Origin of the sequence: Nostoc sp. DedQUE02, from assembly GCF_034531035.1 — a bacterium.
Lineage (GTDB): Bacteria > Cyanobacteriota > Cyanobacteriia > Cyanobacteriales > Nostocaceae > Nostoc.
In genome coordinates, this window is record NZ_JAVRBY020000051.1 from 1 (window position 1) to 20914 (window position 20914).

Genomic DNA, 20914 nt, shown 5'->3' on the forward strand with positions numbered 1-20914 from the left:
GCCCCCCAATTTATCGGGGGGTTGGGGGGATCAATAAGTGCCTAAAATCACAGCCAACCACTTTTCAAACAACCTCTAAACAAGAACTTAGGGAAAGTGAATTTAGATTTATGAAAAAGGTTTAACCCAACGAAGTTTAATAGCAATATTAAGAGCGATCGCAGCCAACGCAAACCACAATAAACTTTCTGCCGCCAACACCAAAAAAGGCCAAATTGTGCTATTAAAATTCCACCCAAGTTCTATCTGAGTTAATCCGCGCACCAAGCCAAAGGCTAACACGCCACCAGTTTTGAGTTGGGGATTTTGATCGGAGCGGATGATATAACGGTAGGTGACACCAAATAAAAAACCAGTAAAAGTTGCAACTGCACCACTTACTAACAAATGCCAGTTAAGATCGCTTTGCAGACATACGAGTATCTGAAAATACTTTGCCAATACTAAAGTATTCAACAGACTGGCGATCGCCGAAGCAAAACACACAGATAATCCCCCAATTATTCCAGCTTTTAGGGATTCTAGGCGTTCTGCCATCAGTTGAGGATCTAAAGTTACGTTCACTCTATATAGAAATTAGGGATTGGATATTGGGAAAATTTTTCCCTAGTCTTCAGTATGATAAATGCTAGAGTGGTTTTCTAATTAATTCAATACTGCTCTTAAGTGGGAATTTTGATGATAAACTCGGTTCCCATACCTGGTTGAGAATTCACATCTAATACACCTTTGTGTTTTTCTACAACTATTTCATAGGCGATCGACAAACCAAGCCCAGTGCCTTTTCCCACGGTTTTTGTGGTAAATAACGGCTCAAACAAGCGTTGTTTTAGGCGTTCAGGAATACCAAGCCCATTGTCAGCAATGCAAATTACGACTAATTGTTCAGAATTTATTTCTGTTGTAATTTTAATCTGAGGCATTAGATTGTTAATTTTGCCTTGGGTTATAGCTTCATCAAGAGCATCAATTGCATTTGCCAAAATGTTCATAAATACTTGATTCATCTGCCCTAGATAGCAGTTTACCTCAGGTAATATTCCATAATTTTTAATAACTTCAATGCCGGGACGATCGCCATTAGCCTTGAGGCGATGTTGCAAAATCATCAGTGTACTATCTAGTCCTTGGTGCAAATCAGCAAGTATTTTTGTATCACTATCCGAGCGAGAGAAGTTGCGGAGTGAATTAGAAAGGTTTTGAATTCGTTCGCTTCCTAGCTGGAGTGAGTTCAAAATTTTTCCTATATCTTCGAGAACGAAGTTCAAATCCAATTCCTTAATAGCAGTGGTAATTTTGGTTGTTGGGTTTGGATACTCTTGTTCATACAGTAGAAGCAACTTGGTTACTCCTGCAATATATTCTTCTAAGGGGGGAATATTGCTAGAAATAAAGTTGATGGGGTTGTTGATTTCATGGCCAATACCAGCAATTAACTCTCCGAGTGTTGATAGTTTCTCTTGCTGCACTAGTTTGACTTGGGCTTGTTGCAAAGCTTTAGTGCGATCGCTAACTTTTTGTTCCAAAGATTCAGTCAATTGTTTGAGTTGTAAATGCACACGCACTCTAGCAATGACTTCCTCTTGTGCAAACGGTTTAGGGATATAATCTACTGCACCAAGGGAGAATCCCTTAGTTTTGCTTTCCGTATCCGCTAAGGCAGTGGTGAAAATAATCGGAATGTTTTGGGTAACAGGATTGGCTTTAAGGCGGCGACAAGTTTCAAATCCGTCAATACCGGGCATTTGTACATCGAGCAAAATCAACTCTGGTTGATTGCGTTCAGCTTGAGCGATCGCAGTTTCTCCATCGACTGCAACACGGAAACGAAAACCCTCACTATTGAGCGCTTCACACAGGACAGATAAGTTTGTCGGATTATCATCCACAATCAAAATAAATCCGTTATTTGCAGTTTTACCCATGATGAATTTTAAATTGAAAATTAACTTAAATTAATTGATGTATTGTTGAATAAAAGAATTCAAGAGTCAGAATGGGCTAAACGCCCCGCTCCCGCTAACAGAATATAATTAGCATAGCTAGTTAGTAACTAGTCTTGAAATGCTTTTATAAGTTGTCTCATTTATTTTGACTCCTGAACACTTACAATAAAACTTTCCAAACGTTTGATTTGGAAATTACTAGCAAGCTGGACAATTTGCTGGGAAAAAGTGCTTAATTTTTCATCAGATTTGGAAAGTTCCTCGGCAAGTTCTAAAACTTTTTGAATGTCGCCGTCTTGCGTCAGTTCGAGTAATTCTTGCAAAACCTCTTTTGCAGGATAAATCATCTCATTTGGTTGTTCCCAACTAACTGCATAGGTTTTTTTGATTGCGTCTACCTTAAGGTCAAAAATCCATTCCAGTTTCAAAAATTGTCGGAGGATGTCTAGTAGCGTTTCAGCTTCTACAGGCTTTGGTAGAAATGCATCTGCACCTACATCAATACTTTTGTGCTGGTCGATTGCAAACACACTCGCTGACGAAGCGATGATCGCAATCTCTTTAAATGGCTCAGACTGACGCAAACGTTCAATCAAATCAAATCCATTCAATATAGGCATTACTAGGTCAGTGATAATTATATCTGGTTTGTAGAGTAGAGCCTGTTCCCATGCTTCCTGACCATGACTAGCTTCTACAACAGTAAACCCAACAGGCTCTAGTAAATTTACAATTACTGATCTGTTTTCCCACTTGTCATCCGCAATCAAAATGGTGCGCCTTTCTCCTTGATAACCAATAATGGTTCCCTGCTCAATCACTCTAGAAACCTTGGCCCAGTCTTTAGATTCTGAGAATTTTGCCTCAAACCAGAAAGTGCTACCTTTCCCAAATTTACTTTCCACCTGAATTTGACCACCCATCAACAAAACAATTTTTTGGCTAATTGCTAACCCCAAGCCTGTACCTTCAGATTGTCGTTTCTGATTTCCCACTTGCTCAAAGGGCTGAAAGATTTTCTCGGCTTGTTCAGAGATTATACCCGTGCCGGTATCTATTACCTGAAAGCGAATTTTATAGTTAGTTTTTCCATTGGCGTTTGATTCTTGACCAATCACTTGAACTTTGAAGGTGACACTACCTTGATTAGTAAATTTGATCGCATTACTAAGCAAGTTAATCAGTACTTGTCGCAAGCGTTTTTCATCAGCATGAAGGCCGATTGGCAAATCAGGATCGAGTTCGACATGAAATGCAATGACCTTTTGTTCTGCCCGGATACGGCAAATTTCAACCACGCTATCTATAAAAGCAGGCAAGTAGAAATCAACAGGATACAATTCTAGTTTTCGGGCTTCGATTTTGGAGAGATCCAGGACATCATTAATTAGGGTTAAAAGATGAGAACCACATTGATAAATGATACTGACTCCTTTGCGTCCTTTCTCACTCAAAGATTCTGTGCGTTGGAGGATTTGTGTATACCCCAGAATCCCATTCAGAGGTGTGCGTAACTCATGACTCATATTGGCAAGAAATTCACTCTTGGCTTGGCTGGAGTTTTGAGTGACTTCCTGTGCTTGGCGTAGTTCTTTTTCGATGCGTTTACGCTCTACAATTTCCGTTGAAAGCGCTCGATTCATAACTTCTAGCTGGGCTGGGCTGGGTAGTGTTAGAGCTTGAGGCATGAGACAAAATAGCGCAAATGCCGTATATATCGAAATAATGGCAGTTAGAGCTTTTAAACCACCTGCAATCCAATAGTCTGGATACCAAAGCGTCCAAATATCCATCAAATGTCCAGTACCGCAGGCAATGATAAAAGCACCAAATAACAAAAAGACTCCATTGAAAGGAACATCTTTGCGCTTGGAGATAAAGTAAATCAGTAGGAAGGGGATAGAATAATAGGCGATCGCGATTGTGGCATCAGAAATAATGTGGAGCCAAACTAAACCAGTTTGCCAGAGATAACAATGTCCGTGGGGAATAAAACCATTAGAGTGGAAAGGATAGTTGAAAAATGTCGGCATGATACTAGGGGTTGGTAAATTGTAAATCTTTACGCATAACCCTAGTATTCCCAAAGCATCAAGTGGACAAGCGCGATCGCTACTTTTTTACATTCGTCTTTATCATTACTTAAAGTACTAGCGTAGCAATAAAATATGGTATCTTTTTGGCGACTGTCCACAAACTTACAATGTGATTGATAAAAAAATCTGAGCCTGCCCAATCCCTGTATGATAAATATTAGAAACCTTTTGTAATTATTTGAAAACTGGGACTATGGAGATTTTGACACTAGGTTGGGTATCGCTGTTAGTTGTGTTCACTTGGTCAATTGCAATGGTAGTGTGGGGACGTAACGGACTGTAGAGGCATTGTGGAAAGTCCATTTTTGAGTATTTTAACAATAGTAGCCGTAGTGCTGCTCGTAGTAGTCACTGGTGGTATTGGTTATTTGACCGTGGCAGATTGGCGCGATCGCCGTCGCCAAGAAGAAGAAAAACGCACCACCCGCAGCGCCACTCCTAAGCGGCGGTAATTTGCTTGTGGTTGAACAATCTTTTTGTAGGGACACGATACTATCGTGTCCCTACATTGTTTTTTTGGCATTCCCAGAAAATAACTGTTACCTTTGCGATTGCAACGGGAATCATGAAATAGAAGACTTTCAATATTTAAAGTCCCACTGGGAATGGAAAACTCCTTTACTACTCAACCCATAGAACCAAATTCAGAAAAGCAAGAATCTCATTTAGATGTGACATCCCCCTTACGTCAGAATGAGCAACAAAAAGCCTTATCTGGAGTTATTGCCCGCATTCGCCAGTCTCTAGACATAGACGCGATCTTCAAAATTACAGTCATTGAAGTACGTCAGCTTCTGAAAAGCGATCGGGTTGGCGTGTTTCGTTTCTATCCTGATTTGGCATGGGAAGGGGAATTTATTTATGAAGATGTAGCAACAGAATGGGATTCGGCACTAGCAGCCAAGTTGCGCGACCATTGCTTTGCTGAAGATTTTGCAGAACTTTATCAGCAAGGTCGGATTAAAGCAATAGCTGATATTTATCAAGTTAATGCTAGTGATTGCTACATCCAGATTTTAGAAAAATTCCAAGTACGTGCTAATATAACTGCCCCCTTGATCAAAGGTAAAGATTTATGGGGATTGCTGTGTATTCATCAGTGTAGTAGCCCTCGCGAATGGGAAGCATCAGAAATTGAGTTTGTGCAATTAATCGCTGAACATCTGGGAGTTGCCTTGCAGCAAGCAGATTACGTCGAACAAGTAAAACTACAATCAGCAGAACTAGCACAAGCAAAAGCCAGAGAAAAAGCAGCCCAATGGCAGAAAACCATCGCCATAACTATTGAGAAAATTCGTCAGTCTCTAGACTTGGAAAACATTTTCCACACAACCACCGCAGAACTTAGGCGGCTGCTAAATGCTGACCGCGTGGCTATTTATCGCTTCAATCCCGATTGGAGTGGTGAATTCGTGTTTGAATCAGTGACAGAGGGTTGGGTTTCCCTAATAGATGAACAGTCGCAACGGCCGGAATTGAAAGAGAACGTCAGCGAATGTAGCGCCAAAGATTTAGCTAAACCTCCAGTCGCTGATACCTACTTACAAGATACAGAGGGTGGTAGCTTCAGTCAGTGTGAAGTGTATCGTGTTTGTAATGATATTTACAATTCAGGCTTTAGCGATTGCTACATTAAAATCTTAGAGATATATCAGGCAAGAGCTTATGCGATCATTGCCATTTACCACGGTCAGAAGCTTTGGGGATTGCTAGCAGCTTACCAAAATGCTGGAATCCGTGATTGGCAGAAAGATGAGGTTTACTTGCTTACCCAAGTGGGTACTCAACTAGGCGTGGCTTTGCAACAAGCGGAATTTATCCAACAAATACAGATCCAAGCAGCAGATATCAGCAAAGCTGCTGAAAGGCAAAGGGCGTTGGCGAACACCGTAGAAAAAATTCGTCAGTCTCTGGAAATTGAAACCATATTTAAAACCACTACTCAAGAAGTCAGACGGCTATTAGAAGTGGAACGAGTAGCAATTTACCGTTTCTATCCTGATTGGAGTGGCGAATTTGTCGCTGATTCTATTGTTGATGGCTGGACACCAATGGTTAAACCGCAGCCAGTAACAGAACGCGTTCTTGTGCAAGGAAAGGAAGCGGGTAAGTATGCACGTAATGAAGTTTTTGTCCCCATTTCTCAGGGCGAGAAGCTGTGGGGATTGCTAGTAGCTTATCAAAATTCCCAGCCCCGTTATTGGCAAGATGAGGAAATCAACTTATTGGCACAAGTTGGCGTTCAATTGGGGGTAGCATTACAGCAAGCTGAGTCCTTGAAACAGATGCAAGTGCAAGCCCAAAAACTGGCTAAAGCCGCCGAACGAGAACGAAAAGCAGCCGAAAGGCAGAAGGCCTTAGCCGCAACAGTAGAGAAAATTCGCCAGTCTCTTGATATTGGCACCATCTTTGCCACTACTACAGAAGAAGTCCGGGGGCTATTGGAAGTTGAGAGAGTGACAATCTATCGATTTCGGACGGATTGGAGTGGCGAATTTGTTGCTGAGTCTTTAGCCCCAGGTTGGACACCAATAAGGGAAATTATACCTGTAGTTACAGATGATTACTTGCAACAAACCCAAGGGAAAAACTTTGCTAATGGTAAAAGTATTGTCATTAAAGATATTTACGGCGCTAATTATTCTATCTGTCATATTGCCTTGCTTGAGCTAATGCAGGCTAGGGCATATATAATCGTGCCAATTTTTCAGGGCGAGAAACTCTGGGGATTACTGGCAGCTTATCAAAATATCAAACCCCGTGATTGGCAAGAAGATGAAGTAGATTTGCTAATGCAGATTGGTACTCAGTTAGGGGTAGGGCTTCAGCAAGCAGAATTACTAGAACAAACTCAATGTCAAAAAGAAGAGCTGACCCAGACTCTTAAAGAATTACAAAACACTCAAAGCCAGTTGATTCAAAGTGAAAAAATGGCAGGCTTAGGGCAGTTAGTTGCTGGTGTAGCACATGAAATTAACAACCCGATTAGTTTCATTTACGGCAACATCACTTATGTTACAGAACATGCCGAAAATTTATTTAAATTATTGCGCCTTTATCAAAAACAGTATCCTAAGACAACAGACGAAATTAAAAAACAAGTAGCAGCATTGGATTTAGATTTCATTAGTGATGACTTGCCGAAAATTCTGACTTCAATGAAGATGGGAGCAGAGCGGATCTCGCAATTAGTCTTGTCATTGCGAACCTTTTCTCGGCTTGACGAAACAGGAATGAAGCCAGTAGATATTCATGAAGGCATCGACAGTACTTTGCTAATTCTACAACATCGACTGCAACCAGAGACTAATTCTTTTGCTGTTGAGGTACTTAAGCAATATGGTGAATTGCCCCCAGTAGTCTGCTATCCAGCGCAAATGAATCAGGTGTTTATGAATATTCTTAACAATGCGATCGATGCACTGGAAAACTCAACAACTAGTAGAAAAAAAATTGATAATCCTAAAATTTGGATTCGTACAGAAGTAACAGAAGAGAATAGTATTCTGATTTGGATTGCTGACAATGGTTGTGGGATTCCAGAGATGATGCGATCGCGCATTTTTGAACCTTTCTTTACCACCAAACAACCTGGCCAAGGTATTGGTTTGGGGTTATCAATTAGCTACCAAATTATTGTGAAAAAACACGGTGGTAATATCAAGTGTGTTTCTGAAGCTGGTAATGGCTGTGAGTTCTGGATAGAAATCCCGATAAAACTGACAATATAGGGGTTAGCGATGCCTTTTGTTGCATCCACTATGCGTAGCTTGTTTCTCCATAGGAATACCGCCTACGATATTTTAAATAACTTCTTGCAGAAGTCGGGAAAAGTGGTAAAGGTTTTCTACTTTACCCTTTTCTCACAAGAGTGTAATCTTGACAAGATGCTATGCCTACCCTACGCTTAGTGGAATAGATATCTTATTGCTGCCTATTGTGTTCCATAAAAATTTAATTGTCAAACACACAAATAATAATTAATTATTTCTCAGTAAAACGCCAAACTCCATCCCATTTATCTAAAATATTATCCGATTCTAAAAGATAATTCACTCTCACACGATATAAATCAGCAGTTTTATCAGCAGGATTGATCATTAAAACTTTTTCAAAAAAAACTTTAGCTTGTTCAAAATTTCCTTGACGATAATATTCTAATCCTTGCTCAAAATCAGGCTGAGATTTGAGCTTTGAGAATTTTATTTCATCAATTTCTGCATCCAGAATTTCATAAACAGAAATAGGCTCATTTCGCCCTTTTACAACTGCCCGATCTAAAAACCGAATTTGATATTTTGCCGAATTACTTAAATGCTCTAAAGTTTGCTCAGAAATGAGCAAAGATACACCATAAAACTTAGTTAATCCTTCTAGTCTAGCGGTTAAATTAACATTGTCAGAAAAAGCATCTCCCTGCATCCGGTTTTCTTCTCCTACCATCCCTAACATCATGTGTCCAACATGAATCCCAATACCAACTTGTAGAGGTAAGTAACCTTTTTCTAGACGTTGCTCGTTGTATTCATGAACCCGTTTTTGTTTAGCAACACCAGCCGCTACTGCATCATCAGCGCCTTCAGGAAAAACTGCCATCATTCCATCACCTAAGAATTTGACGATAATACCGTAATGAGAGCGAATTTCTGGGCTGACGCGCTTCAGATAGGCATTAACAAAGTTAAAATTATCTTGAGGAGTCATATTTTCAGAGATGGTTGTGAAAGAACGAATATCACTAAACATCACTGCCATAACTTTGCTAACATGGTCGCCTAACTGAACATCTGTAATTTTTTCTTTTCGTAAAAATCGTAAATATTCGTGAGGGACAAATCGCCCGTAAGCTTTGAGAAGAGATTCTAATTGAGTATTAGCAGTTATTAATTCTTTCTCCCGTGATTTAACGGTTTTAACCATATTAGTAAAAACTCGTGCTAGTTGTCCTAACTCGTCGCTACGTTTAGCAACTTCTGCTAATTTATCAGGTTGAAAGGCATCGCGTTCTACATCAGAAGCCGCAGATGTTACCCGATCTACCTCCTCAATATATGCTGCTTGACGCATAATTTCCTGCTTAAACAGAGCTTCTGCTTCCTGCCGTTTGAGAAAATTTATATACGCTTTGGAATGATAGCGAATACGGGCAATTAGCTCCATGCTGTTAGGCAACTTTACCAGATAGTCATTTGCCCCTAATTCAAATGCTTTCGCTTTGATGACTGGTTCTTCTTTACTGGATAGGACAATTAGCGGAATGTTGCATGTAGGTGAATCTTGGGAGCGGAAATAACGTACTAACAGTAATCCTTCCATTTGTGGCATCACAAGGTCTTGCAAAATAACGGTTGGATTACAATCTTTAGCTACCTTGAGAGCAAGTGTGGGGTCACTACAATAGTGAAATACAATATCTTGTTCGACAGCTAAAATTCGAGAAATGGCTTCACCGATTATTGATTGGTCGTCAATTAGTAAAACAGTTATTTTTTCGTCTATTGTAGATGTCATACAAGTTAGGGATTTCCCAGAAATAATTTATTTAAGAAAACGAACCATAGAGGCGCAGAGGTTACGGAGAAAGAAGAGATATGAGATTTTTGGATGTTTTTTAATTTGGAAGTCGCTTACATATCGGCGATGGAGAGAAATTTAAATTTTTTTCAGCAAGGTTGTAGCAATATCATTTAGTGGTAGTATCTCCATAGCAGCATCTAACTCAACAGCCGCTTTCGGCATACCATACACCACACAACTTGCTTTATCTTGGGCGATTGTCTGCCAACCTCGCAGTCGTAAAGCACTTAATCCCTCAGCACCATCTCGTCCCATACCAGTAAGCAAGATTGCTGTTCCCTGACGCTTCCAGTGTTGAGACACACTTTTGAAAAATACATCAACCGATGGACGGTAAGGATAGTCAACTGGGTCTTTAGTGTAAGCCAGAGTTAAGTCTGGCTTTAAATATAGATGATCGTTAGTACCTGCTACTATTACAGTTCCCGTTCTGAAGCGATCGCCCTTTTGGGCCAATCTGACCGATAATGGAGTTTGCTGGTCTAACCATTCCACAAAACCAGTCGAAAACTGGGCATCAACGTGTTGGACGATGGCGATCGCTGCATTAAAATTAGCAGGTAGCTTTGATAAAATAGTTGCTAGAGCTTTTGGCCCTCCCGTCGATGACCCAATAACTACTAAAGGAACTGTCAAAGATAAATCACTTTGTCGTTCATAATTCACAGATGGAGTCGGTAACTTTGTCTTTGTGCTGACGGGAGATTTTTTTAGCGTTTTGCCAATCCGAGCGATTTTAGCTAACAATTGACTCTCGCTCTGTGCTTTATCTGAGCCAGCTACAACAGGTGTATTCACTGCATCTACTGCGCCGTAACCCATTGCTTCATACACCTTGGCGACATTCTGCTCGGTATTAGCTGTGACTACAACAATGGCGCAGGGAGAATTTTGCATAATCTGTTTCGTTGCTTCTACCCCATCCATTACGGGCATCAACAAATCCATTAAGATTAAATCGGGTGTATCCTGAATGCATTTAGTAACCGCTTCTGCACCATTACGGGCAATCCAAACTACTTGATACTCAGGATGTGTCTGCAATACCTGGCGTAATGCTGTGACTGCAATTGTTAAGTCGTTAACGATCGCGATTCTCATAAATTAACGACCAATTAAATCGACTACAGCATCAAGCAAGGTCGAGTCATGAAAACTACTTTTTGTCAAGTAGTAATCAGCACCAGCTTCCAAACCCTGAATGCGGTCTTCGGTGCGATCGCGGTAGGAGACAATAATCACAGGCAGCGAGTGTAGGCGGGGATGACTTTTGATTTGCCGCACCAGTTCAATACCATTCATCCGGGGCATATCAATATCGCTAATCACTAAATCGTAGTGGTTGGTACGTACAGCGTTCCACCCCTCTACGCCATTGACAGCAATATCGACGTTGTAACCACGATTTTCCAACAGCTTACGTTCCATTTCCCGCACCGTAATTGAATCATCTACCACCAAAATTTTCTGACGCTTATCTAAAACTGCTGCTGCTGTTTCTACCCTAACTTTATTTAATTGTCCGATATTGAGAATGTTATCTATTGTCCTCACCATATCTGAGACATCTACAATTAAAACAGGTGAGCCATCTCCCAATAAAGATGTTGCACTAATATCTCGCACTTTACCTAAGCGGGAGTCAAGGGGTCTAACAACTAAATCGCGTTCACCGAGAAACTTGTCTACTACCAATCCATAGGTACTAGCTTGGTCACTAATTATAACTACTGAAAGCGAGCCAGAAGAATCTGGAAATTTGGGTAACTCTAATACCTGATGGGCAGCGATCAATCCAATATTTTGTTGATTCATTGTAAAATATTGACGATTTTCTACCTCCGCAATTTCCGATTGTTCGACTGTCACAATTTGCTCAATTCTGGCTAAGGGAACAGCGTAGGGGTTGCCAGAAATTTCTACCAACAGCGTTCGCACAACCGATAGCGTTAGCGGCAGTTGAAAGTGAAAACTCGTTCCTTTTCCAGCGTGGGATACAGCACGTACCGTTCCTCCTACCTCCTGCGCCATACTCTTAGCAATATCTAACCCGACACCTCGTCCAGAAATCTCTGTTACTTGCTTGGCAGTGGAAAAACCCGGTAAAAATAGAAACTCCATTAATTCTGCATCTGTAAATTGAGCCGCCATTTCTGAAGTTGCAAGGTTTTTATTAATAATTTTTTGACGTAAGTTTTCTAGATTAATACCTCGTCCATCATCAGATATAGTAATTGCTAGCATCCCTCCACGATGAAATGCCTCTAAGCGGATTGTGCCTTCAGACGGCTTTCCGACTGCTATTCGTTCTTGGGGTAACTCAATTCCGTGATCGGTAGCATTTCGCAAGATGTGCGTCAAAGGTGCTTCTAACTTCTTAAGAATGTCCCTGTCTACAGATGTTGCTTTGCCGACAATTTCTAACTTGACTTCCTTGTTTAACTTGCGTGCTAAATCACGAATCATCCGAGGAAAACCTTGGATACCATCTGCAAACGGACGCATATTGGAAGTAATCACTTCCCGGTAAAGACGGTCAGATAAATTTGCCGTTCGTTGAGCGTATAATTCTAATTCATTCAGGCGATCGCTCAACAAGTTAACACACTCCTCTTCTTTGTGCCTTGCTTCCTCTAGATACTGTTTTCCATCTTGTTCATAATTGCCCTGATCAAGAGTATTCTGTAATCTTTCTAAAGTTCTCGACAACTCTACCAAACGCCATTTTAAGGACATCATCGAGTCTGCATGGGGTTGTAACCAGTTAGCTTCGATTAAAGATTCTCCAGCTAAACCCATAATCCGGTTCAAGTTTTCTGCACTTACTCGGACTACCCGATCTTGTGCTGGGGTTTGTTCTGATGCAGATGTTGCTGATGATGGCAGATTCTTTTCCTGGGAAGAATATGATACCTGTTGATGATTAGAAAACTCTGTTGATGAAGGAGACTGATTTAAGGATGCAGCAGCTAATGGAATTAGTTCTGGAGTAACTTGGCTCAAACTTGGCAATACAAATGCAGATATTTCTGTTTTCGCCTCTTTCTGACTCACCTCGCCTGCTGGTAAAGGTGCAGCTTGCGGATTCAAAATTGCAGTCACTGCTAATTGTGTCTCCATAAAAACTGCATTCTGATTAGCCAACCAATTAGGCAACTCTGCATTACTTACTTGACTGATACCTTGTAATAAATCTACTCCTGACAAGAGAATATCAACGTGGTCAGAATTCAGCGTAATTTTTTTATTTTGGGCTGCAACAAAACAATCCTCCATAACGTGAGCTAAATTGACTACTGCATCAAGGGCAACAATTCTAGCAGACCCTTTTATTGAGTGAGCTGCTCGCATTAAAGTTTCTAATGCTTGGGCAGATTTAGGATTGTTTTCCAATGCCAGTAATCCCTGATTCATGAGATTAACCTGCGTCTCTAGTTCCAAGCGAAACAAATCCATCATGGAACCGTCATCGCTCACTCTAGTAGTTAACTTCTCGGATGCAGCAACAGTGATAGGAGCGATTTCTTGAGCCGAAGTGTTAGGGATAAATATACTCTGTGCTTCTTCCCAAGTATTAAGTGAAAAATTTATTTTCGGCTCCTCTGGCTCTTGCAGAGAACTAATAGATGATTGACTGACTGTCTCTGTTGCAATTGCTGCTAACTCCAAAGATGAGGAAGTGGCAGGAGATGATACAGGGGAGAGAATGCTTGTTATTCCCTCTTGATTTTCTGGCTTTTGGAAAGATATATTTGTTGTTCCAGATGCCAAAAAAATTGAGAGAGCTTTTTGAGTTGTTGAGAGTTCCCAAGAATGTTCTGACATCCAACGTGCAAATTCTACTTCTGCTGCTTTGCCAATACTCAAGAGTAAATGGCAGCTATGAAGTAAAAGATCAATTTGTTCATCACCGAGGGTAATAGTACTATTTTGTGCGGCAATAAAGCACTCCTTCATAATTTGTGCTAAATTAGCACCCGCTTCCCTTTCGACAAGCTTGGCACTTCCCCAAATAGAATGTACTGCTTGAGTTGCTTGTTCTAGATCAGTTAGGGAAGATGGTTGCGTTCTAAGTGCAGTTAGAGATTCTTTCAGGATAGATACCTGAGTCTCGATTTCTTGGCAAAATAAATCTAATAGATTGTAATTATTCATCTCATCTGCACCCACTACAAGATTTTACTATTGAGGGTGTAAAACAATAATTCCGAGTCAAGACAATTGACTTTCTTGCCTTGCCAGTTAATGATGCCTTGGGTGTAGGATTGAGCAGCTTTGGCTATGACAACAGGTGCATCTCGTAACTCGTTGAGGTGAAAGCGGTAAATCCCATAAACCTCATCAACTGGAAACACCCACTTATCATTTTGGTTTCCTGCTACCATCATTCGCTGGGTGTTTACAGATTTGGTAGTTGAGGAATTTTCTTCTGTTGATTCTAAGTCTAAGTTCAATAAATGGCTCAGGGATGCACAAAGCAAAGTTTCTCCCCGAATATTTACTAATCCCAAAAATAACTCGTTGCTCCGGTGGGGTAGAGGTTGAATGACACAGGGATGAGTAACTTCTTGCAAAACTTTAGCACTTAAAGCTAATTGCTCATTCCCCAGCCGAAAAATCATCACAGAAATAGCTTCTGCTGTCTTGATGATGGTTTCATTATTTTGGGTTTCTTCATCAATGGGTGTTTCTGCTAATACACTAATCCACTCGTCTACATAATTAACTGGTGGTTCGCGTTCTAACAAACTATCCCCAACCGCAGCAAAAACTTGACATTCATGACAATGAATGACATTTTTAAGCTCTGTACAGGAGCGATCGCCCATTACACCAATTTGATTCCAGCAATCATTTAAGACGGGACGATCAATTATTTGGCTCAAGCCAGCAGATGAATTATCTAAATCGTTACTCATTAGTCATTTGCTCTATTAATTCCTAGAGGAAATTGAATTCCGCAATCCTCTAGCAGCGTCATCTAATTGCTCTAAGGCGTTATTAGTCTCACGCAAAGCATCTACTGTTTGCTCGGAGGCTTGGCTCAATTGTCCCATTGCCTCACTAATTTGGTGTGCGCCCTCAGATTGCTCCTCTATACTATGGCTCACCTGCTCGAACCTGGGAGGTAGACTCTGTACTTTATTAATTACTTCGGCAACTTGATAACTAATCTTGCTGACGCGCTCAACACTATCGCTCACCGATTTGTTGAATTTATCCATTTCCATCACGCCCACTGTCACTGCTGATTGCATATCTTTAACAATTTGCTCAATTTCCAGTGTGGCGACAGCAGTCTGATTAGCCAACCGCCGAATTTCTCTAGCAACGACGGCAAAACCTGCGCCATACTCTCCGGCTTTTTCGGCTTCAATTGCGGCGTTTAACGACAGGATGCTAGTCTGATCCGCAACTTTGGTAATTGTTACCACCACATTGTTAATATTGCTGGCTTTATTATTCATCACACCAAGCTTGGAAGAGATGGAAATAGTAGCCTCAGTGAGTTGTCGCATCACGGTTTCCATCTTTCCTAATTCATCTTGGCTATGGTTTGCTGAAGTCGCTGTAGCTTTAGCCATTCCTGCCACCTGATCCATCGTTTTTACCAGTTCTTTAGAGGTGGCGGCAATTTCTAAAGCAGTCGCTGTGACTTCATTGGTGGAAGCAACCTGTTCTGCAACCGTAGCCTCTAATTCCTTACCGGATGCGGCAATCTGAGTGGTAGAGGTGGTAATTTGGACGACAGACCTTTGAATCTGGCGAATTAAAGATTTGCTAAGAAACTGTCCTAAGACAATGGCAACTGTAGGCCCTAGTAGCATTGCAACGATAGACCACAATTTTGACTGATTAACGTCTTGTTCTGCGTCTTTTTCAGCTTGGGTAGCAACATTTTCATTGATTTTTAAGTCTTCTAAGATTGAGCCAGTTGCAGCTTCAAATGTAACGCGATTTGTTTTGGCGCGATCGCGCAGTTGAGTTAAAGCATTTGCCGCTTTTTTAACAACCGCCATTTCTGGAGAAGCTGCTTGGTTCTGGCTCAGAAGTTCTACTTCCCTGCTAAATGGATGAAAAATTCCGTAACTCTCAAATTGCTGATTGAGTTTGAGAAGTTCTTCATGATCGTTTTTCCACCTACTCCAATTTTCTTGGAGTTTTTTATAGACTTTCTCTTCATCGGCACTTCGGGGAGCGGTATCGTATTGCTTAAATCCATCGTCAATTTGATCCCAAGCATTCTTAATTCGCGCTAATTCAGCTTGTCGTTCTTGTAGGCTCAATCCCGCGATTAATAAAGCCCGTTCTGAGGATTCAATTTGGGTTTGTCCTTCATTAACTTTCCACAACCCTATCATACTTGGCAAACTATTATTACTTAAAGTATCAATATTGCTACTCAAGCGAAAAGTCGCACCTAAACCAACTAGTGCCACAATCAGAACCAATGCCCCCATAAACAAAAAGGCAGTCATGATCCGACCTTGTAAGGAATGATCTTTAAACACGTTGTTCACCATCATTGTTTGTCTGTCTTGTCATTTTGATAGTTAAAAGTTTTACTGTAGCTTCTGAATTCGCTCTCTTAGGATGGATGCACCTACAAAATCGCCACGATGTTCTTTTAAAAGGGCAAGGTGCGTCAATGCTTCGTAATCACTGGGATTTAAATAAAGCGCTTTTCGGAAAAATTCTTCAGCTTGAACATAGTTAGTTTTTGCCTGATACAGTGTTCCCAGCAAGGTATAAGCTTGGGCATTAGTCGAAGATACGCATTCCAAATATTCATTACAATGTTTGATTGCAGCTTCTAGATGCCCTCCATCAGCCAATTGTTTAGCAAGTTCTAAACTTAAACTATTTTCTTGGATAGATTGAGTTTCTTTCAAAGAAGCTTCAGAAACAGAATCGCTGGGGATGGTTGCCAAAAATGAGGTATTTTCTAGCAGGTTTTCTGAGTAAGAAATAGAAGGAATAAAAAAACTTTCAGGTTGTACCTTTCTAGCTTGATTATTCTGTTGATTGCCTAATTCGATATTTTCAGCTTGGTAGTTTTCAATTGGTAAATGATACAAATTCTTACTGTTCATTCCTTCTGCCTTCTTCTTATAGACTGTGAAAGGTTGGCGAATCGAGGCAAAGAGATTACTAGGAACTTTTGCGGTTTCAGCAGCACCAACAAAGAGTAATCCATTTGGCAACAATAGACGATTCAGAGTCTTTAAGACCTCAGTACAGGCAGAATCTTCCAGATAAATCAACAAGTTACGGCAAAAGATTACATCATACTTTAGTTGCACATTAAAAAACGAATTTATCAGATTTCCCTGCTTAAAATTCACTGCATTTCGCACTGACAAGGAAATTTCATATTTTTCTGCTGTTTGCTGAAAATAGCGGTTTCGATCAACCAACACTTCACCCCGAAATGAATTTTTACTATAAACTCCTTGCTGTGCTTTAGCGATCGCCTGTTTGCTAATATCAATTGCATCAATACAAAACTGTGAGGTGGATAAACCCGTTTCCATGAGGGCGATCGCTATTGAATAAGGTTCTTCACCAGTGGAGCAAGGTACACTTAATATACGAAGCAAAGACTGATTGGATTTAGTTAACCACTGCGATCGCACAAAGTTTATCAGGTAATCAAATGATTTGCGATCGCGAAAAAAATATGTTTCTGGAACAACTATTAGTTCAACTAGTTCCGTAAATTCTTCTGGGGAAGTTTGTAAAAGCTGGAGATAAATTTTTAGGTCGCTTAAATTACAGACAGAGCATCGGCTCTCTACGGCTTTAGCAATTTTTCTCGAACCAATAATATTACAATCAACACCAATTTTTTTGCTTAACAATTTTTCAATATCTGTTAAGTACATCTGTACACTATACTCCAGATTCTAATAAATGAATTTGCCTCAAAATATTAAGGAGTTTCTCTAAGTTAATATGTTGAATCATCCCTTCTTCATCCATAATCATTTTGCCTAAATAGGGTGCTTCACTTGTTTGAATACCAGATTCTAAAAATTCGCCTGTTGATTTTTTTACTGTTTTAATGACTCGTTCCGCCATCAAACCAACATACTTAAATTTGTCAGATTCTTGAGCAGGATAACTAACAATAAAGACGCGTGTACTCAGATTGCCTTGGCTTGATTTTCCTTGAATTAACTGACAAAGGTCAATAACTGGAACAATTGCACCCCGATAATTAAATAACCCAGCTACATAATTTGGTACATGATGCACTTCTCTATACGTTACTCTCGGAATTACTTCTACTACATAAGAGCTTTCTATTGCATACACATTTTTGCCGATATAGAAAAGTAGCATTAACATAAGCAATTGGGAATTATTAATTTGTGGTTAGGAATTGTTAACTATATCTTATTGATTACTTTTAATCATCTCCCATTATCCATTTATCATTCTCTGTTACCCATTCCCCATTTCCAATTTCTAGTCCCAATTCCTCATTTCCTATGACCATTTCTAATTTAAAAAAATTAATTAACTCTTCTAAAGATGTATTTTCATCTGTAGGTGTGGTTAATTCAATTTCTTGAATTGTCTGAAAATTTAAATGTTGGAAAACTTCACAAGTCAAAATTGGAATTGCTTCTTTTGGAAGGTTGGCAATTTCTTGGGGATAACGCATGAGTCTAGATTTGGCAAAACTGACTTGAAAACGGGCGCGTTTTAAAAGGCGTTGTCGAATATTCTCATCAAGCTGTGGATCATTCACAGATGAAGTTGCAGTTATTTTATTTAAAATAACTGGTATGACGTCTGGATTTTCTTCTAAAAAAAGCAGGCTGCCTTCCTGGTTGTAAGCAGCAATTCCATCCATCCCTAATGAACCAATATCTGCAAGCGCAATGATACAAGCCACTACAGATAAATCTTTGTTTTGCTCATAAAGGACAGGTTGATAAATACCTTGGTCAGATAGATCATAGATGCAGATGGTAGCTTGAATAGCATTTTGAATCATCGATATATCTGCATCTGTAAACAGGATAGAATCATCAAGGCAATGCTCTTTTAACTGCTGATTTACTCCTTTTATGTAATTCAATAATTTTTCAAAGGTTAGATTTTCACTTACTCCTGGTTCACGCCGTCTGGAAGTATGAGGCTGGATTTCGGGAACAAAAATCTGAATCATGTCATGAGCAACAGCACACAGTTCTAGCAGTAGATTTATGCGTGTAATATACTCTGGTGAAACTTCCTTACCTAGTGACGCTTGCCAATAAGGACAGATTACCTGAAAAATAGCATTTGCTCGGCGCTGTACATTATTTAGATGTTCACGAGTATGGTAGTAAAGCTGATTTTGAATAACTTCGCGATCAAACTCTCCAAGTGTAAAGTTTTTGACTCTAGCAACCACTTCTGCAAAGCTGCTAGGAAGCCAAGCTGAGTTATCTTCTAAATCTTCTTGAAAGTACCTATTATTTTGGTTTAGTCGCTCACGTATAGACAATACTAACTCTCCTAATCCGTGTTATTTTGGAAACTTTGATGGCTGATAACAGATATTCTCAGTGATTCCCGAACTAAGCTGTTGCCTACTTTATTGTTCCCATATCTAATGCCAGTATCACAAACTCAATAAAAAAATTTTTTACATAAATTCCCTTTGTTCTCAGTGACATTTTGAAACTAAACAGCCTTATATATAGTGGAATCATTGTATAATTTTTGTAAATAGATGTCATATAAACTTACTTATTTCAGTAAATATACGTATAAAACAAATATATTTTGATTTTTAGTAGTATATATATAGTAATTTTTCGGTTGTTATTTAAGTGTTAGAGAACATAGCTTAGAAGCGTACAAAAACAGACTTTGGGATTTTGAAATAAATCCCAAAACTAGTTTGTATATTTGTAGAACATATAAATGATCTCATTCATAATCTAGCCAAGAAGTAGCTTGTTATGATTCGAGAAAAACAGATATCTTTTCTTGATGAAAAGCCTTATAGGAACAACTGTTCAAACCTTTGAATACAGTTTGGTGTCGGTATCGTCTAAACAATGCTGTAAATTATAAGCAAGTTACACAATTAGATCCCTCAACACCTTAAAAAGAGGTCTATAGACATTCTCCTATTTTATGGCTTGCTCAAAAGGATTAAGGTTTCAGACTCAGTGCGTAAATGGTAAATTAGACTATTTTTTTGAGATTGTATCTTGTAGAACAAAGTGCCATGAAAACAAATCTTTTAGATTTTCCTTTTTTCCGCGCTCTCAAAGAGGGTGATTTCGATTGGCTTGAATCAATTGGGCAAAATAAAACTTACCAACCAGAAACGGTATTGATTGAAGAAGGTAAGTCTACCTCATCTATATATATTTGTATCAGTGGTAATCTAGCAGTTACTTTATCTCCTTCAGCAACAAGTCAGGAACAACTCACGACGTTTTCTGCTGGTGAAGTAATTGGAGAAACACTGTTGCTAGACCAACAATTAGCACCTATAACAGTGAAGGTTGCTGAGACTTCAGAGCTTTTAGTTTTACCTAAACAAAAACTGACAGACCGATTAGAGAGTGATAAAGATTTTGCTGCCCGTTTTTACCATCTCCTGGCGATTAACTTATCTGAACGGTTACGTAAATTAACGAAATTAATGGCAACTCAAAATATTAAAGAAGGAGAACCATTAAGAAAAGTTTTGGTAGTGTTTGCAACTTTAAATGATAGTGATATTTCCTGGATGATTAGCAATGGAGTGTTAACAAAGGCAGGATTAGGAACAGTTTTAATTCAGCAGGAGCAAGCAGTTCCAGCCGTTTATCTACTGTTGGAAGGTATGCTCGGCATTTATGTCACTATTAATAACAATGGCTCAGGGCAAGAGAAAAAAGTAGCGCAGCGCGTTAAGGGTGAAATCTTAGGGGAAATGTCCTTCGTTGATGGGGGCGTTGCTTCAGCAAGTGTTAAAACAATGGAAAATGCTTTAGTTTTAGCATTACCACAAGCCGCCCTATCTGTAAAGTTTCAGGAAGATAGGGGATTTGCATGTCGTTTTTATCGCTCTCTTGCCTTGATTTTGTCTAATCGTTGCTTAGATTTACTCTCGCGAGGCAGTGCAGCTAACTTTAGCAACACCAGTCTGGAGTTGCTATCCGATGATATTGAAGCCGAAGACGAACTCGATATGGACTTACTGGAAGGAACAGCGATCGCAGGTAAACGTTTTGAATGGATGATTCAACAACTCCGGCACTAGAGAGATGGATTCTGGAGAAGTTCATAACTCACTTA

General features: G+C 39.8%; 15 protein-coding genes. 4 read left to right on the top strand and 11 right to left on the bottom strand.

What is annotated here, in order from left to right; genetic code table 11:
- Window positions 1-108: 108 nt before the first annotated feature.
- From RMX98_RS27690 to RMX98_RS27700, 3 genes are all read right to left on the bottom strand, one after another.
- Window positions 109-537, bottom strand: coding sequence for a hypothetical protein (locus tag RMX98_RS27690; protein WP_322679626.1), 429 nt, complete (start codon window positions 535-537; stop codon window positions 109-111).
- A 125-nt stretch (window positions 538-662) separates the two neighbouring features.
- On the bottom strand, window positions 663-1925 hold the full coding sequence (locus RMX98_RS27695; protein ID WP_322679588.1) for a sensor histidine kinase: 1263 nt from the start codon (window positions 1923-1925) through the stop codon (window positions 663-665).
- A gap of 161 nt (window positions 1926-2086) precedes the next feature.
- Window positions 2087-3979: an ATP-binding protein gene (locus RMX98_RS27700; RefSeq protein WP_322679589.1), complete on the bottom strand. Its 1893-nt coding sequence runs from the start codon at window positions 3977-3979 to the stop codon at window positions 2087-2089.
- A gap of 256 nt (window positions 3980-4235) precedes the next feature.
- Between RMX98_RS27700 and petN the strand changes: the two genes are divergently transcribed.
- The 3 genes from petN to RMX98_RS27715 all read left to right on the top strand — a co-directional run bounded on the left by petN (window position 4236) and on the right by RMX98_RS27715 (window position 7773).
- Entirely contained in the window at window positions 4236-4325 is a 90-nt protein-coding gene (gene petN / locus RMX98_RS27705; protein WP_012408302.1) for a cytochrome b6-f complex subunit PetN, read from the top strand.
- 22 nt (window positions 4326-4347) lie between these two features.
- A complete protein-coding gene (locus RMX98_RS27710) occupies window positions 4348-4494 on the top strand; it encodes a hypothetical protein (RefSeq protein WP_409881617.1) in 147 nt (48 codons plus the stop codon).
- Between the two features lie 153 nt (window positions 4495-4647).
- Complete coding sequence (locus RMX98_RS27715) at window positions 4648-7773, top strand: GAF domain-containing protein (RefSeq protein ID WP_322679591.1); 3126 nt, start codon at window positions 4648-4650, stop codon at window positions 7771-7773.
- 253 nt (window positions 7774-8026) lie between these two features.
- Here RMX98_RS27715 and RMX98_RS27720 read toward each other — a convergent pair whose 3' ends face one another.
- The 8 genes from RMX98_RS27720 to RMX98_RS27755 all read right to left on the bottom strand — a co-directional run bounded on the left by RMX98_RS27720 (window position 8027) and on the right by RMX98_RS27755 (window position 19121).
- Complete coding sequence (locus RMX98_RS27720) at window positions 8027-9553, bottom strand: adenylate/guanylate cyclase domain-containing protein (protein ID WP_322679592.1); 1527 nt, start codon at window positions 9551-9553, stop codon at window positions 8027-8029.
- A 141-nt stretch (window positions 9554-9694) separates the two neighbouring features.
- Window positions 9695-10720: a chemotaxis response regulator protein-glutamate methylesterase gene (locus RMX98_RS27725; protein ID WP_322679593.1), complete on the bottom strand. Its 1026-nt coding sequence runs from the start codon at window positions 10718-10720 to the stop codon at window positions 9695-9697.
- Between the two features lie 3 nt (window positions 10721-10723).
- Entirely contained in the window at window positions 10724-13774 is a 3051-nt protein-coding gene (locus RMX98_RS27730) for a hybrid sensor histidine kinase/response regulator (RefSeq protein ID WP_322679594.1), read from the bottom strand.
- Between the two features lie 14 nt (window positions 13775-13788).
- Window positions 13789-14538, bottom strand: coding sequence for a chemotaxis protein CheW (locus RMX98_RS27735; protein ID WP_322679595.1), 750 nt, complete (start codon window positions 14536-14538; stop codon window positions 13789-13791).
- A 15-nt stretch (window positions 14539-14553) separates the two neighbouring features.
- A complete protein-coding gene (locus RMX98_RS27740; protein WP_322679627.1) occupies window positions 14554-16143 on the bottom strand; it encodes a methyl-accepting chemotaxis protein in 1590 nt (529 codons plus the stop codon).
- Window positions 16144-16182: 39 nt separating this feature from the next.
- The gene (locus RMX98_RS27745; RefSeq protein ID WP_322679596.1) at window positions 16183-17505 is read right to left on the bottom strand and encodes a CheR family methyltransferase; all 1323 of its coding nucleotides are present in this window, start codon (window positions 17503-17505) and stop codon (window positions 16183-16185) included.
- Window positions 17506-17512: 7 nt separating this feature from the next.
- Window positions 17513-17965 carry a chemotaxis protein CheW gene (locus RMX98_RS27750; RefSeq protein WP_409881615.1) on the bottom strand — a complete coding sequence of 151 codons (453 nt, stop codon included), beginning with the start codon at window positions 17963-17965 and terminating at the stop codon, window positions 17513-17515.
- A gap of 67 nt (window positions 17966-18032) precedes the next feature.
- Window positions 18033-19121: a hypothetical protein gene (locus RMX98_RS27755; protein WP_322679598.1), complete on the bottom strand. Its 1089-nt coding sequence runs from the start codon at window positions 19119-19121 to the stop codon at window positions 18033-18035.
- 732 nt (window positions 19122-19853) lie between these two features.
- On the opposite strand from RMX98_RS27755, the gene RMX98_RS27760 reads away from it, so the two are divergent.
- Window positions 19854-20879 (top strand): cyclic nucleotide-binding domain-containing protein, encoded by a 1026-nt coding sequence (locus RMX98_RS27760; protein ID WP_322679599.1) that lies wholly within the window; start codon window positions 19854-19856, stop codon window positions 20877-20879.
- The last annotated feature ends 35 nt before the right edge of the window (window positions 20880-20914 follow it).